The following is a 15,054-nucleotide window of genomic DNA, read 5'->3' on the forward strand; positions in this document are numbered from 1 at the left end:
CTTGAATTTTCAACCGTCATTTCTTAGTATTTCTTACTTTTATTTGGTTCAGTCCGTCACTGTAATCATCTCTTTCAAGGACTCAAAGGTCTTCTCTCCGATGCCTGTGATCTTTTTTAGGTCATCAATCTGTTTAAAAAAGCCATATTCTTCGCGGTAAGCGATGATTGCTTCTGCTTTTTTGGCACCCACGCCTGGCAGTTCTTGCAGTTGCTGCGCATTGGCTTGATTCAGATTGATTTGTGTCACTGCTGTCTGGCTGCCACCTACTCCTGAAGAATTCATCTCCGTAAACGCTTGATCCTCTTTATGCGGGACGATCACCATCTGTTGATCTTGCAGCACCTGTGCTAAGTTTATGGCTGTTTCTAACGCCTCTTCTGTCAGACCACCTGCTTGTTCGATCAATTCATACATCCGCGCACCTGATTTTAAACGATAAATGCCCGGTTGGTGCACTTCTCCTTTGACATCGATAACGATCTCATACTCTTCATCGTGAAGACCATCTTCTTGAAGGGTTCCACCTTCCCCCATTTCAGACGATTGACCTGCTGCATCTGCCATTGATTGCCAGTTTGTTTCTTTGTTTTGCGAGAACGATACGAACCAGATGATCAGCAAAACCATCAAAACAGCGCCACCAACTGCAAATCGCCAATAGTCTTTGAGCAGCTTCCATTGATCCATTTTCACCACCTCATAGATGAAATACGCAAAAAGTAATCAAGGACAGAAAAATAGTCAACACTTTCCACGTGTCGACTTTTTTTACTGGCTAACAAGTATCAGTTTCAAGCAATTCAGGAATTTACGACGCCGATCCTCGGTGATACAACGTTGTATAATATGGCTGTTCGCTGGTATCGATCGCAATACCGATCCCGAGAAATTGATACTCATCGTTTAGAATCGTTGCCCGATGTCCCTCTGAATTCATTAAACCTTGATGGGCGTAAATACTACTGGCTTGGCCAAATGCCAAATTTTCCCCTGCAGCAGTGAAGCTGATCCCGTCTTCTTGCATCCGATCAAATGGAGTTGATCCATCTAACCCGATATGGTCAAAGTATCGATGTTCTGCCATATCTTGGCTATGCTTCACGGCAGTCTCACTGGTTGCTTCGCTGAAACCAAGGGGTGACAAACCAAATTTCACTCGGGTGGCATTCGTTAATTCAAATAACTGTGTTCGTAAACCGCTTAAAATGGCGGCTTGATTTTGGCGAAAATCATTCGCATGGCGTGTTTCTAGGGAGCGATTGATGATTTGGATCGCAGTCACTGTATCTTCAGCATGAATATCATAGAAAAAAGTAATCAATTGATCGTCTTGCAAGAACAGATCATAGTCAGCATCCGAATCGATCCGATACCGTCGTGATCCTCGTTGTATACTTTCTTGACGCGTCCCCATCTGATTACGAACGCTTGCTTTTGAAGACCCAATACCTAGTGTGTCATCGATAAGAATCGTGTCTTGATTCGTATAGATCCCTTGCGCAATATCATGTTCATCGTACATCACCATCATGAAGTTACGAAAATCATCGTGATAGGAAGTCCAGTTCAGTCCATACCGATTCGCTGATTCATTGATCGCTTCCCCAAAGGTTTCTTCGATCACTTGTCGTGATTCATTATATAAATATGTCTGGGCAGGCGTTTCTGCCGCTGGCCTTGCTGAAGTGTCTTGTGAAAGAGAAAATTGGGACGAGAGAGATTGAGTGATCTCGTTGAGTCGGGCATCACGAAATGCCAAGCGCCCGTCTTGCCATGTGATCATCTGGCTTGCAAAATAAAGAAGCCCGATGAGAAAAATGCTTTTGATCAAGAATTTTATTTTTTTCATATGACACCTCCGTCAATGAATCTTTATGTGTTAGCTTTAGCGCGATCGTTTATCCATTCATCCCTAGATTGGATCGCTGATGCACCCTTCCTGTCTTTTCTAAAGACTATCATTCCTGTGGGAAGTTGACCAGCTGCATCATGAAATTTCTTAGATGATCTAGGTCTTTTTAAGCTCCTGTTAAGAAACTTTTTTTACTCACGAAAACTTTGCAGCGCCATCGAACGCTCCATCAAGGGATTGGCGATTTTAGCTAATGTATGTCGATCGTATTCTTCTGGTCGCTTGATGGTGAGGTAAAGAATAAACTGTGGATCATCCGTTGGGTAGATGGAGACCGCCGAATAAATATAATCAAACTCTCCCGTCATGTAGCCTTGACCATTCTCATTGGCGATCTGAGCAGTCCCAGTTTTGACAGAAATCTCATGGTTCGTCAGTTGGTATACATCATAAGCGGTGCCATAACGTTCATCCGTCACTACATCGGTCATGTATTCCAATACAGCATCAGCTGCTGCTTGTGAAATAGGCTGGGAAACGACTTCTGGAAAAACTTGGGTCTCTTCCCCTACTCGCCGAATCAATTGCGGACGTATCATCTCGCCACCATTGGCAAATGCACTAAATAGCTGCATCATCTGCATCTGATTGACGCCGATCGCATGGCCATAGGAACTCATGGCATAATCCACCCGATTTCTTGAAGGTAAGATCCCAGGCACTTCCCCAGGAAGCTCACTTCCTGTAACTTTCCCTAATCCAAAATCAGTTAAATACTGTGCCCAATTATCAAAACCGATCCGTTGCTGAAGTCGAACCATCCCAGTGTTGCTTGACCAAGCTAACGCTTGCCGCATCGTCAACTCACCATTTGCTCCTGAGTCGTGGTCATTGATGACTCGATCTTCAATCTGCATACTCACAGGATTGTAGCGTTCCGTCGGATCAAAAACACCTTCATCAATAGCTGCCGCAACGGTTGCCAGCTTCAAGGTCGAACCAGGTTCATACATCTCTTCCGTAAAAAGATTACGCCAAATAAAGTGTTCATCCGTAATTCCTTCTTGGGTCTCTGGATGAAAACTAGGTCTTTGAGCCATCGTTAAAATCTCCCCAGTTTTCGCATCCATCAATAAAGCCGTTAGATTTTCTGGTCGTGTTTGTTCCATAACTTCATCCATCACTGATTCAGTGAATAACTGCAGATGAGCATCTAATGTCGTCCAAACATCATTCCCATCTACTCCTTCTTCTACGGTTTGATTGGTTGCGGGAACAGGATTCCCTGAAGCATTGACTTGAAAGGACTCTCGCCCATTTTGATTCTTCAAAAAGTCGTTCAGTACATATTCTAATCCAGAAACACCGACTCGAATCTCTTCATCATCTGACGTTGTCCCTATCAAATGTGAAGAAAAGATACCATTCGGATAACTGCGACTTGAACGAGCATCGAAATAGATACCGTTGATTCCAGCTGCATCAAACGCCGCTTCGATTTGATTTCGAGTAGTCACACTTAGACCACTGCCAACATTGCCAAATTCCACTTGAAAGACAGGCGGATCTGTTTGATTCGCACCATCTGACAAGATTGACAAAACTTGCTCGTTAGAAATAGGTAAATACTCCGAAAGAATCGTTGCGGTCTCCTCAAAGCGCGCTCTGTCTAGATACATGGGTCGGCCATTATCAATGTAATCTTCAGAAAGAACCGCTCGAACAGTATAGGAAAGAATATCCTGTGCGATCACTGTCCCCTGCCGATCAAAAATCGCCCCTCGACTTGTTTCGATCGATCTTGAACTATAATACAAATTTTCTATTCTTTCAGACAAAGAGACGCCTGCAATCACGCCGACTTGAACAATGTAAATCAAACGTGCAGAAAACCCCATAAAAAGCGCAAGACTGATTATGTATAACCAATGACCGACTAGCTTACGATTTTTCTTTGCTTTTTTCTTTCTGACCATATGATAGTCATACATCGCCAAAGCGCTCCTTTCGATTGAATATACCTCTATAGTATTGGGTATTTGTGATGATCTTGTGAGGGAAAGAACAATTATTTTTCAAAGAGTCATTTTCCTATTAAATCAGCGATTATGCTGTGATATACTTTAAAAAATATAAATTATTTTTAAGTATGTGAATAAATTTGCAAAAAAAATATTGATCGTTGATGATGATACTCATATGCGTGCCTTAGTGAAAACTTATGCGGAGATCGAAGGGTATCTATGTTTTGAGGCAGCGGATGGAAAAGAAACTTTGGAAAAATTAACCAATCATTCATTCGATTTGATCCTCCTAGATGTCATGATGCCGGGAAAAGATGGCTTTCAGACGCTTTCGGAAATCAGAGGCAGCTGTAACACGCCAGTCATTATGATTACCGCTCGAAAGGAAGTGTATGACAAACTCTTTGGCTTCAATCTTGGTGCCGATGATTATATTGCCAAGCCATTTAGCCCTAAAGAGCTGATGGCTCGCATCAAAGCTGTGTTGAAACGAAGCGGTCAGTTTCAGTTCGAAAAGATCGTTTTTGGTGATCTCGAAGTCAATGTTTTTTCTCATACTGTAACGATCAAAGGGAAACCTCTGCCGCTTACACCAAAAGAATTCGATCTGCTGGTCTATTTGACGAAAAATAATCATATCGCTTTGAGCCGAGAATCAATTTTAGAAGGTGTCTGGGGCTTTGATTATTTCGGAGATACCAGAACAGTGGATACACACATCAAGTCCTTGCGAGAGCGTCTAGGGGATTACCGAGAGTTGATCCAAACGGTTTGGGGAGTTGGGTATAAATTTGATTATGAAGACTAATCGGTTAGGTTTTACTTACATCAAAAGTAAATTACTCGTGCGGCTTTGGTCCGCCAATATGCTGCTGGTCATCATTGGCATCGCTTTTTTGTGGACTGTTCAAATTTTGCTCTTTGAACCAAATTATATCAATGTAACGAAAGAATCACTTTTAGAAACAGTTCAGGAAACAGCTGCCGCTATTGAAGAAATGGCAGTAGATCCAGATGATTTACCAGAAGAGCCATTACTTTTTCTTAGTAAAACGATCGTTGGGACTCTTTTCTTAGTCGACGAGGATGGCGAAATTCTGGCGGCATTTAACAATGGCCAACAATTAAACATAGATGGGTTGAGCAACGAATACAACTGGTTGTTATCTCACGCACCAACTGTCCTTGATGGTGAGAGCCTGAGTGCTGTAGAAGACTTTGAAAAGTCTTCTGCCATTCTTATTGGCGTTCCTACCACTCTTTTCCAACGCCCAGCTTCCCTTTTGCTCTCCAATACGATCACTCAAATCGAAGCGCTTCAAAGCTTGAATCGACAGCAACTCTTTCTATTCACCATCATATTAACTATTTTTGCGTCAACGATCTCCTTTTTTTTAGCACAGCATTTTATTCGCCCGATCAAAACCATCAAAGAAGCCATCATCCGCTTAACCAACGGCGAGCTTTATTCCGTACCCAAACTTAAGCGTAGTGATGAATTAGGTACACTTTCTGAATCAGTTGCGGACTTAAGCACAGAACTTCAGCGAGTAGACGTCTTGCGAAAAGAAGTGATTGCCAATGTTTCTCATGAACTACGCTCCCCCCTCGCGTTGATCACTGGCTATGGGGAGATGGTACGTGATGTATCTGGAAGCGACGAACGCCTTCGAAAAGAACATATGGACCTAATTATCAGCGAAGCCCACCGCATGAGTGCAATGGTCGATGACATCATGGATTTCTCTATCATGCAAGCAGGCTACACACAACTTAAAAATGAAATCTGGAATACATACGAGGTGGTTTCCTCCGTCGTTGCTTACGCAAGAGGGATCGCCAATCAATATGACATCACTGTCGATTTTAAAGCAGATCGTACGAATGGAAATGCTCTTTTTGATCGCATCAAAATGGAACAGGTTTTGCGTAATTTAATAAACAATGGCATCAACCATACACCTAAAAATGAACGACTCTTAATCAAATTAACGAATACATCTGCAGGAACAAAAGTTGCTGTCATCAACCCTGGAAAAGATATCCCTCCAGAACAACTCGAACTTATTTGGGAAAGATACCAACGCGTCCAACATCAAGCAGGACATAAAGAAGGAACTGGCATCGGCTTAGCGATCGTAAAAACCATTTTGACTTCTCATGCCTTCGAATATGGCGCTGAGTCGAAAAATGGCGTGACTTGTTTTTGGTTTGTTGTGCCGAGACTAGAAGATCAATGAGAACTACGTTTATACCGTTCATCATGAGTACTGAATGACTTACTTTCTATGCACAAAAAAAGCCTTGATTTCTCAAGACTTAATGATTTCTTGTATTTCAGCCATTGATTGGACGGTATGGTCGGCAGATACATCTTTTAAGAGACCTTCTATATCATAAAATATCGTCTTGACACCTGCTCCTTGTCCTGCAAAAACATCCATCGTGCGATCGCCGATCATGACAGTCTGATCTTTGTCTAGTTGATACTTTTCAACAAGATAAATCAGGGAAGTTGGATCCGGTTTGCGGGGGAAGTTGTTTTCTGGGCCAACGATCTCAACGATCAGGTCTGCCATCTGTTCTTTTTCTAACAACTCTTTCGTTGAGACGACATCGCGGTGGGTCAAAATGTAGTTCTTGCCCCCAGCAGCAACCACGGCTTCTAATGTTTCTTTGGTTCCTGCAAAGGAAAGCGGCAAACGATCATCCAGCGCTTCATTTGCTTTGAATGCTTTAGTGAACTCTTGAAAATCTAAGTTGTATTTTTCAGCAACTTTTTTGGAAGATGAATCTTTCAATATATAATAAATCTCCGCTGGATCTGGATCGAAGCCATACTCCTTCAATGTCTTGATAAAAGCTTTTAACATGATTGGGTAGCTGTCGTAAAGTGTTCCGTCAAAATCCCATATGTAAGATTGGTACATGATATCCCTCGTTTTCTCCCTTTTTCAAATGAATGAAAGTTCCATTCATTTTCAGTAACTCTAAAAAGTTTACCACACTTTGTTTGGTTTGTCTTATTTATCAAGGGATTTCCTCTACAAGAAAAAACGCCATTGACCATACAATCCTTCCGCTTGCACAAACCTACATGCAAGCGAATGTATTGCAGAACAATGAACGTTCCTCACTACGAAAAATTACCAGCTACCAGAAACACCGCCACCGCTACTGCTTCCTCCGCTAAAACCGCCAAAATCATTCGAAGAACTTTGCGTATCTGCAATGACTTGTTCTTGATGGGTCACATGATTATTCATCATTACAAAGAACAACGCCATATTCATACCATGGGGGTCATACTCTTGGCGAGCATTATTCAAAACGGCTGCTCGATCAGAAGCATCAAATGAGGATAATTTGTTCGCTAAATCTGGGTGATTTTGATAAACCTGTTTCAAGTCAACTTGGAACAAGGCATCTGTTTTCACTTCCGCTAGAACATCAGAAACTTCTTTTGGAATGGCTTGTACCATCTCAGGATAGGTCGCTTTTTTCGTCACAAGTTGAGCTAAGTATCGCCCTTGCTCATTGCGTCTTCTGATCTCTTCTTTGGCTTGCTTGGCTATTTCTGCTCGATAAGCATCTGCTAAAGACAGATTTTCGGGTAACACCGCATCAGTCAAATCGTAGTCTGCCATCCGTTCAGTCACTTCCCTGCCTAATTGGGCTTCATAGGTTTTTAAGGTGTCATGTTGTGTAAGGATCACCTGACCGAAATGTTTGACCGTGGTTTGTTTCTTCATCAGCAAGTTTGAAAAATAGGCGCCAATTGCTGGATTCGTCAAGCCGTGTTGGATGACTCGTTTATCCGCTGTCGACAATCCAGTGACCGAAGTCAATTTCGCTGGCACATAAGTCCTCGTCACATACTGCGTAAATGCTTGTTGACAATCTTTTGCTGTCTGATACTGATGGTAACGCTGATAGTTCTTTCTATTGCTAGCCCATTTCAAGAAATCTTTCTGTTGGAAGTGACTATCTTCTAACAGATGTTTCGGCAATGGCAGGTGCTCTTCAAAACGCCGTTTGGTTTTAAGATGGCGAAAACTGATGAACCCGACAAGGCCTGCAGCTGCTGCCGCTACGACACCACTGACGATTTTACCAATAGTGAACCACATCTGCTTAGTGGCTTCTGCTTCTTGTGCCTGTTTTTCTGCTAACATTTGCTTGCCATCTTGATAGATCGTCCCTAAACCAATCGTTTCATCCGCTTCTTTCATTCGCTGATAGACTTCATTAGAAGCTGCCAATATCGCTGTATCATAATCTTCATCTCGTAATGCGTCTTTGGCATCTTCATCCACTAAATCATCTTCCGATAGCTCACTGAAGACATAGGATAGTCCATCGCCATAACCCAGACGAAATTCACGATCGTCAATGGCAAAGAGAAACAATAGTCCATTATTGTCCTCTGGATTTCCTAAACCATACTCATTGAACAGTTCCAAATTACGCTCTTCAATCGATTGCCCATCTAAAGAAGGGATCGTGATCACAGCATATTCTGGTGCTCCAGTCAATGATTGAAAGCCCTCTTTATTCAAAGTATCGATTTGTTTGATCGTCTCTTGTGAAAGGACCCCGGCATCATCACGAACAAATGTCTGTCCAAAGGCAATTGATGGTTGAAGGACAAAAAATCCCATCAAACCAACAAAAACCAACATCCCAAGTTGGAAGATTTTCTTCATTTTACCACCCCTTTTCATCGTGTTATCTTTCATTGTATTCGATTTCAAATGATAAAACATCCGCCTTAAGCATGAAAAAAATAGTTACATGACTAAAAAACCTTTAAAAGACAGCATTTTGGTCGGTCTTTTAAAGGTCATTTTATCATATTTTCCTATTAAAGGAGTACAAATTAATTTTTGAATGAATGGATCGGAGCGGGAATACGTCCCCCACGTAAAATGAAATCAGTAGACTGTGCAGGATTGGTTTTCATCACTGGTGCCGTCCCTAATAATCCACCAAATTCAATGCGGTCGCCGATTTTTTTGTCTTTCGCTGGAATGATTCGGACAGCTGTCGTCTTGTGGTTGATGACGCCGATCGCTGCTTCATCCGCAATCATTGCGGCGATCGTCTCAGCAGAAGTATCTCCTGGAATCGCAATCATATCCAAACCGACAGAACAGATCGCCGTCATGGCTTCAAGTTTTTCTAAATTCAATAAACCAGCTTCTACAGCCTTGATCATCCCTGCGTCTTCAGAAACGGGGATAAAGGCACCCGACAGACCTCCAACATGGTTACATGCCATTACGCCGCCTTTTTTTACTGCATCATTTAACAAGGCCAAAGCCGCCGTCGTTCCGTGGGTACCGACAGATTCTAGACCCATTTCTTCTAAAATCAATGCCACACTATCGCCGACTGCAGGAGTTGGCGCCAGCGAAAGATCGACGATCCCGAATGGAACGCCCAAGCGCTCTGAAGCCACGCGCCCGACCAATTGCCCCATCCGCGTGATCTTGAAAGCTGTTTTTTTGACTGTTTCCGCCACGACATCAAAGGACTCGCCTTTGACTTTTTCCAAGGCACGTTTGACGACACCAGGTCCGCTGACACCAACGTTGATTTCCACATCAGCTTCACCGACCCCATGAAAAGCACCCGCCATAAAGGGATTGTCTTCCACTGCATTCGCAAAGACGACGAGCTTCGCACAGCCCATATCTGATGCCTCAGCCGTCTTCTTGACTGTTTCTCCCATCAGACGTACTGCATCCATGTTGATCCCAGCTTTCGTTGATCCAATATTGACCGACGAACAGACAAAATTGGTTTGAGCCAAGGCTTCTGGAATCGATTCGATCAATGCAAGGTCGCCGCCTTGATAGCCTTTTTCTACTAGTGCGCTATAGCCGCCGATGAAATTGACTCCGACTTCTTGCGCCGCTCGATCCAAGGTCTTCGCAACTTTGATACAGTCTGCGGGTGTCGGCTGGCAAGCTGCCACTACGATCGCTACAGGGGTAACCGAAATCCGCTTGTTAATAATCGGAATGCCATATTCACTTTCGATCTCTTCGCCGACTTTGACAAGATCTTTCGCTTTTGTTGTAATTTTTTGGAAAATTTTCTCACAGGTACGATCAATGTCGGCGTCAATACAATCCAATAATGAGATCCCCATTGTGATGGTACGAATATCTAAGTTTTCTTCTTCCACCATGCGAATGGTTTCAAGTATTTGATTTGTCTCCATAGTGCCTCCTATAATTTGTGCATGGTATCAAAAATCTCTTGATTTTGAATGCTGATTTTTACACCTAATGTACGACCAATTTGGTGAAGCTCCTCACGAACACCATCAAAATCCTGATTGGCATCCATGTTTAAAAGCATCATCATCGTGAAGTAATCTTCCATGATCGTTTGGGACACATCTAAAATATTGATTTCTAATTCTGCTAATTTCTGGCTAACACCAGCAATGATCCCAACCTTGTCTTTTCCAATAACGGTTAATACGGCTTTCATATCCTCCCGCCTTTCATAAAATTTTTCTTATTATAGCACAACAAAACCACATTTTCGATGTAACATCAAACGAAATTGTGGTTTATACTTTAAATGTTCGTTATTACGCCCGTTCAATCCTATTTGCTTGGCTATCAAACTCATAAATGATCGGCTGTGCGTTAGGAATATCGATCGTATCCATGGCATCTTTTGGCACGTCTTCCAAGTATTTGACTAACGCCCGCAAGCTGTTCCCATGACCAGTAATGAGAATATTCTTATGATCTTTAAGTAACGGAACCACCTGGTCTTGCCAAAATGGGACTACTCGCGCCACCACCATCCCCAGATTTTCTCCCTTAGGTATCAAGCGAGGGTCTAAAGAATCATAGCGTCGGTCTAAATCATTTTTCTCCACATATAAAGGCGGTTCATCATATCCACGTCGCCATTTTTGCACCTGTTCTTTTCCATACTTTGCCACCATCTCATCTTTATTGACCCCTACTAATTGGCCATAATGACGTTCATTTAGGCGCCATGTTTTTTTCACAGGGACCCAAAGCTGATCGCTGGCTTCCAGAACGGCATCGCAAGTGATGATCGTTCGCTGCAGCACAGATGTAAAGGCAAAATCAAAGGAAATCCCCAATGCTTTGATCTGTTCCCCCGCAGCCCAAGCTTGTTGTCGGCCTTTTTCGGTCAGAGAAACATCTAGCCACCCTGTCCAGTAATTTTCAAAATTTGCTTCGCTTTCACCATGTCGAATCAATACGACCTTCATTCTATCGCCTCCTCTTCTCTTTTATTATCGCAAGAAATCCAAAAAATGTCTTATGTTTCGTTTTTGCCGCTTTGTTTCAGACAACTTTTTATTTTGTCATTGCAGATCCTGTTTCTCGTTTAAGCGAAGCTGCTTTCTTTCTTCACTATCCGTTATTTTCTAAGCATCCTTTCAAATAGATGGGTATAGAAAATGGCTGCTGTTCCTTCTCCACTTTGTTCTTCCTTGGATTGCAAATAATTTGAATAAATGGTTTTACGCTCTACAACAATTTTTGACTTTTTTTCTCTGACTTATTGACTTCAACTGATGTTATGCTATGATAGTTTCTATCACTTATATGTATTTTTATACATTTATTAGTTGTTATTTGCATTTTTAATAGATGCACAGAAAAAGTTAAAGGGGCGTTTACATGAAAAGGTTTAGTAAGGGTACTGTTTTATTAGGGATCATCACAGCGTTGCTGCCGTTTTTCTTTGTCGGACAAGCACATGCAGAAGAAACCGATCCAATCTATGAAAAAGTCAAAGAAAATGGTGTATTGGTCGTGGGTTTATCTGCCGATTATGCACCATATGAATTCCGTGCCAATGTTGATGGAAAAAATGAAATCGTGGGGATCGATATCTCGATTGCCCAAAAAATTGCAGATGACTTAGGGGTCGATCTGAAAATTGAGGAGCTTGGATTCGACGCGCTGTTAGGGGCTCTAAAAACGGGTAAAATCGATGTCGTCATCTCTGGGATGGCTGCTACGGATGAGCGCCGTAAAGAAGTCAATTTCACTGACACCTATATGGAAGTCCAACAGACCGTCCTGGTTCGAGCAGAAGATGCGGATCGTTTCCAATCGACGGCTGATTTTGATGGTGTAGCTGTCGGTGCACAACGACAAACCACACAAGAAGAGCTGGCAAATACAGAATTGACTGGCTCGACCGTCACCTCTTTGCAAAGGGTGCCTGATTTGATCACCAATCTAAAATCACGCAAGATCGATGCGATCGTGATGGAAGGTCCCGTCGCTGAAGCTTATGTGACGGCGAATGATACCTTGGCATTAGCCGAAAATGTCACGTTTGAAAACGGCGTGAAGGAGACCGCGATCGCCATCTCGAAAGAAGCGCCAGTTTTACTGGAAACACTCAATTCCTCCATTGAAACTATCATTAGTAATGATCTTTTAAGCCAATACAAAGAAGATGCCTATCGATTGATGTTTACCGAAGAAGGCACGATCGATGAAGAGCAAAGCTTTTGGGAAAAATATCTGCCTTTTTACATCACTGGAACTGGCTATACGATCTTCCTAGCCTTGGTTGGGGTATTATTCGGCTCTATCGGTGGCAGCTTGTTAGCCTTTATGAAGCTTTCTAAGTCAAAAGCATTGAAAGTCATTGCCGCTGTCTATATTGAATATGTACGGGGAACACCTTTGTTAGTACAAATATTTATTGTATACTTTGGAACAGGCGTGTTAGGCTTAGAGCTTTCGAAGTTAGCTGCTGGCTGTATTGCCTTAGCACTAAACAGTGCCGCCTATGTGGCAGAAATCATTCGTGCTGGGATCAATGCCGTCAATAAAGGACAGCTGGAAGCCGCTCGTTCATTAGGCATGAATCAGATCCAAGCGATGCGCTTCATCATTTTCCCGCAAGCCATCAAAAACATCTTGCCTGCTTTAGGAAATGAATTTGTCACGGTCATCAAAGAGTCTTCGGTCGTATCGGTAATCGGTGTGTCTGAACTGATTTTCCAAACAGGCGTCGTTCAAGGGGCCAGCTTCAAACCATTTTTACCATACGTTATCGTATCATTGATCTACTTTGTATTGACCTTCGCCCTCTCACGTCTATTGGGTGTTGCTGAAAGGAGAATGAAAACTAGTGATTAAAGTTGAAAAATTAGTGAAAACATTTGGCGAGAATACCGTCTTAAAAGAAATCGATCTTGAAGTGACACCTGGTGAAGTCGTTGTGATCATCGGACCCTCAGGAAGTGGGAAAAGTACTTTCTTACGCTGCTTGAATCTACTTGAACAGCCGACTGGTGGGAAAATCACCTTCGAAGGCAATGATTTATTGGCAAAAGGGGTGAAAATCGATCAGATTCGTCAAAAAATGGGAATGGTCTTTCAAAGCTTCAATTTATTCCCTCATAAAACGGTGTTAGAAAATCTGACTATCAGCCCGATCAAAGTCAAACAGCAAGAGCAAGCTGCTGCCGAAGAGACAGCGAAAGGATTGCTGGAGCAAGTTGGCTTAGCTGAAAAAGCGGATAGTTACCCCTCTAGCCTTTCTGGCGGGCAGCAGCAACGGGTCGCTATTGCTAGAGCATTGGCAATGGATCCTGATGTAATGCTCTTTGACGAACCAACCTCAGCATTGGACCCAGAAATGGTTGGAGAAGTGTTGACGGTCATGCAAGCTTTGGCAGAAAAAGGCATGACGATGGTCGTCGTTACCCACGAAATGGGCTTCGCTAAAGAAGTTGCCGATCGTGTCATCTTTATGGCTGACGGTATCATTCAAGAACAAGGAACACCAGAACAAATCTTTGAGCATCCGCAAAATGCGCGGACACAGGATTTTTTAAGCAAAGTTTTATAGAAATTGGAGATGACAAAATGAACCGTCCGTTGATTGCAGAACGTTTTTTACAACCAGAAGAAAATCTTTTAATGGAGATCGCCACTCTTGCGAAGAAAACCCCAAATTTGATTGATTTGTCGATTGGTGATCCTGATTTGATTACAGATGCGACAATCATTGATGCAGCTTTTGCTGACGTCAAAGCGGGTCATACAAAATACACCGCTTCAGACGGCAGTGCTGATTTTATCCAAACCGTCGTTGATTTTTATCAAAAGCAATACCAGCTTACTTTTTCTCCTAGCCAAGTACGAGGAACTGTCGGTGCATTGCATGGCATGTACTTAGCTTTGGCTGCCATCATTGATCTCGGTGATGAAGTGATTATTCACGAACCGTACTTTTCGCCTTACAAACAACAAGTCGAACTAGTCGGTGGTGTGCCAGTCTTTATTCCGACCTTTGAAAAAGATGGCTTTCAAATCGACGTCGAGGTTTTAAAGGCCGCTATCACTGAGAAAACCCGTGCAATCATTATCAATTCACCCAACAATCCTACTGGTGCTGTTTTTTCTCCAGAAACTTTTGAAAAAATCGCAGCAGTTGCCATTGACCATGACTTACTAATCCTCTCAGATGAAGTCTATGAAGCCTTTTGCTTTGATGACACCTTTGTACCGATGGCAGCCTTCGCACCTGAGAACACCATCACATTCAGCAGTTTCTCAAAAGCCTTTGCCATGACAGGCTGGCGGATCGGTTACATGATCGCACCTGAATCGATCAATCTTACGGCAAAACTGATCAATGAGGCGATCGCCTATTCGGCACCAACTCCTTCACAACGGGCAGGTATTTACGCATTGAATCACTATGATACCCTCGTGCCGCAAGTGGTTGCTGTCTTTAAGGAACGACTGACCTACATTGAACAACGGGTTGCTGAGATCCCCTTCCTTTCCTTATCCCCAGTCAAAGGAAGCATGTATGCCTTCATCAACATTAAACAAACGGGGTTGGACTCTGTCAGCTTTGTCGAGAAATTATTAAAGGAAACCAGTGTGCTGATGATCCCTGGGAAAGCCTTTGGAGAAACGACCGGCGATGGCTATGTTCGCTTAGCTGCCACCCAATCGTTGGACTTGTTAAAAGAAGCTTTCGACCGCATTGCCGCGTGCTCATTTGACTAAAGAAAATCCCACTCACTTCTAGTGTGTGGGATTTTTTTTTGTGGTAGCCGTTTTTCAAAAGTATCACGTTCCATATAAAAAGGGACAGAAGAATCCGATTTGATTCTTCCATCCCCTGACT

13 protein-coding genes are annotated in these 15,054 nt (G+C 42.8%); 5 read left to right on the forward strand and 8 right to left on the reverse strand.

Annotation, left to right across the window (positions count from 1 at the left end; all coding sequences use genetic code 11):
* Positions 1–48: 48 nt before the first annotated feature.
* From IGJ25_RS10010 to IGJ25_RS10020, 3 genes are all read right to left on the reverse strand, one after another.
* Positions 49–690 (reverse strand): helix-hairpin-helix domain-containing protein, encoded by a 642-nt coding sequence (locus tag IGJ25_RS10010; protein ID WP_225001366.1) that lies wholly within the window; start codon positions 688–690, stop codon positions 49–51.
* A 121-nt stretch (positions 691–811) separates the two neighbouring features.
* Positions 812–1,852: a CAP domain-containing protein gene (locus IGJ25_RS10015; RefSeq protein ID WP_225001365.1), complete on the reverse strand. Its 1,041-nt coding sequence runs from the start codon at positions 1,850–1,852 to the stop codon at positions 812–814.
* A 194-nt stretch (positions 1,853–2,046) separates the two neighbouring features.
* Positions 2,047–3,846 (reverse strand): penicillin-binding transpeptidase domain-containing protein, encoded by a 1,800-nt coding sequence (locus tag IGJ25_RS10020; RefSeq protein WP_016611115.1) that lies wholly within the window; start codon positions 3,844–3,846, stop codon positions 2,047–2,049.
* Between the two features lie 160 nt (positions 3,847–4,006).
* On the opposite strand from IGJ25_RS10020, the gene IGJ25_RS10025 reads away from it, so the two are divergent.
* Positions 4,007–4,687 (forward strand): response regulator transcription factor, encoded by a 681-nt coding sequence (locus IGJ25_RS10025; protein ID WP_311955955.1) that lies wholly within the window; start codon positions 4,007–4,009, stop codon positions 4,685–4,687.
* Positions 4,677–6,119 carry a sensor histidine kinase gene (locus IGJ25_RS10030; protein WP_249850226.1) on the forward strand — a complete coding sequence of 481 codons (1,443 nt, stop codon included), beginning with the start codon at positions 4,677–4,679 and terminating at the stop codon, positions 6,117–6,119. The genes IGJ25_RS10025 and IGJ25_RS10030 overlap by 11 nt, the downstream gene beginning before the upstream one ends.
* Before the next feature lie 72 nt (positions 6,120–6,191).
* On the opposite strand, the gene IGJ25_RS10035 is transcribed toward IGJ25_RS10030, so the two are convergent.
* The 5 genes from IGJ25_RS10035 to IGJ25_RS10055 all read right to left on the reverse strand — a co-directional run bounded on the left by IGJ25_RS10035 (position 6,192) and on the right by IGJ25_RS10055 (position 11,149).
* Entirely contained in the window at positions 6,192–6,809 is a 618-nt protein-coding gene (locus IGJ25_RS10035) for an HAD-IA family hydrolase (protein ID WP_005230151.1), read from the reverse strand.
* A gap of 216 nt (positions 6,810–7,025) precedes the next feature.
* Positions 7,026–8,618 carry a TPM domain-containing protein gene (locus tag IGJ25_RS10040; RefSeq protein ID WP_438779445.1) on the reverse strand — a complete coding sequence of 531 codons (1,593 nt, stop codon included), beginning with the start codon at positions 8,616–8,618 and terminating at the stop codon, positions 7,026–7,028.
* 140 nt (positions 8,619–8,758) lie between these two features.
* The gene (locus tag IGJ25_RS10045; RefSeq protein WP_005230144.1) at positions 8,759–10,108 is read right to left on the reverse strand and encodes a PFL family protein; all 1,350 of its coding nucleotides are present in this window, start codon (positions 10,106–10,108) and stop codon (positions 8,759–8,761) included.
* 8 nt (positions 10,109–10,116) lie between these two features.
* Positions 10,117–10,383 (reverse strand): ACT domain-containing protein, encoded by a 267-nt coding sequence (locus tag IGJ25_RS10050; protein WP_005230142.1) that lies wholly within the window; start codon positions 10,381–10,383, stop codon positions 10,117–10,119.
* 103 nt (positions 10,384–10,486) lie between these two features.
* Positions 10,487–11,149 carry a 2,3-bisphosphoglycerate-dependent phosphoglycerate mutase gene (locus tag IGJ25_RS10055; protein ID WP_225001362.1) on the reverse strand — a complete coding sequence of 221 codons (663 nt, stop codon included), beginning with the start codon at positions 11,147–11,149 and terminating at the stop codon, positions 10,487–10,489.
* Between the two features lie 415 nt (positions 11,150–11,564).
* Here IGJ25_RS10055 and IGJ25_RS10060 point away from each other — a divergent pair, with 415 nt between their 5' ends.
* From IGJ25_RS10060 to IGJ25_RS10070, 3 genes are read left to right on the forward strand one after another with little or no spacing between them, the layout of a single operon-like run.
* Positions 11,565–13,046 carry an ABC transporter substrate-binding protein/permease gene (locus IGJ25_RS10060; protein WP_225001361.1) on the forward strand — a complete coding sequence of 494 codons (1,482 nt, stop codon included), beginning with the start codon at positions 11,565–11,567 and terminating at the stop codon, positions 13,044–13,046.
* Positions 13,039–13,761, forward strand: a complete 723-nt coding sequence (locus tag IGJ25_RS10065) for an amino acid ABC transporter ATP-binding protein (protein ID WP_005230134.1) — start codon at positions 13,039–13,041, stop codon at positions 13,759–13,761. The genes IGJ25_RS10060 and IGJ25_RS10065 overlap by 8 nt, the downstream gene beginning before the upstream one ends.
* A 17-nt stretch (positions 13,762–13,778) precedes the next feature.
* Positions 13,779–14,933, forward strand: a complete 1,155-nt coding sequence (locus IGJ25_RS10070) for a pyridoxal phosphate-dependent aminotransferase (protein ID WP_231473183.1) — start codon at positions 13,779–13,781, stop codon at positions 14,931–14,933.
* The last annotated feature ends 121 nt before the right edge of the window (positions 14,934–15,054 follow it).

The organism is Enterococcus sp. DIV0240d (genome assembly GCF_051711245.1).
Taxonomy (GTDB): Bacteria; Bacillota; Bacilli; order Lactobacillales; family Enterococcaceae; genus Enterococcus_D; species Enterococcus_D casseliflavus.

What these genes read in the sequence shown, in the direction of transcription:
- IGJ25_RS10010 (WP_225001366.1), bottom strand. Translation starts at nt 690, where the DNA reads ATGGATCAATGGAAGCTGCTCAAAGACTATTGGCGATTTGCAGTTGGT.
- IGJ25_RS10015 (WP_225001365.1), bottom strand. Translation starts at nt 1,852, where the DNA reads ATGAAAAAAATAAAATTCTTGATCAAAAGCATTTTTCTCATCGGGCTT.
- IGJ25_RS10020 (WP_016611115.1), bottom strand. Translation starts at nt 3,846, where the DNA reads ATGTATGACTATCATATGGTCAGAAAGAAAAAAGCAAAGAAAAATCGT.
- IGJ25_RS10030 (WP_249850226.1), top strand. Translation starts at nt 4,677, where the DNA reads ATGAAGACTAATCGGTTAGGTTTTACTTACATCAAAAGTAAATTACTC.
- IGJ25_RS10035 (WP_005230151.1), bottom strand. Translation starts at nt 6,809, where the DNA reads ATGTACCAATCTTACATATGGGATTTTGACGGAACACTTTACGACAGC.
- IGJ25_RS10040 (WP_438779445.1), bottom strand. Translation starts at nt 8,618, where the DNA reads ATGAAAGATAACACGATGAAAAGGGGTGGTAAAATGAAGAAAATCTTC.
- IGJ25_RS10045 (WP_005230144.1), bottom strand. Translation starts at nt 10,108, where the DNA reads ATGGAGACAAATCAAATACTTGAAACCATTCGCATGGTGGAAGAAGAA.
- IGJ25_RS10050 (WP_005230142.1), bottom strand. Translation starts at nt 10,383, where the DNA reads ATGAAAGCCGTATTAACCGTTATTGGAAAAGACAAGGTTGGGATCATT.
- IGJ25_RS10055 (WP_225001362.1), bottom strand. Translation starts at nt 11,149, where the DNA reads ATGAAGGTCGTATTGATTCGACATGGTGAAAGCGAAGCAAATTTTGAA.
- IGJ25_RS10060 (WP_225001361.1), top strand. Translation starts at nt 11,565, where the DNA reads ATGAAAAGGTTTAGTAAGGGTACTGTTTTATTAGGGATCATCACAGCG.
- IGJ25_RS10070 (WP_231473183.1), top strand. Translation starts at nt 13,779, where the DNA reads ATGAACCGTCCGTTGATTGCAGAACGTTTTTTACAACCAGAAGAAAAT.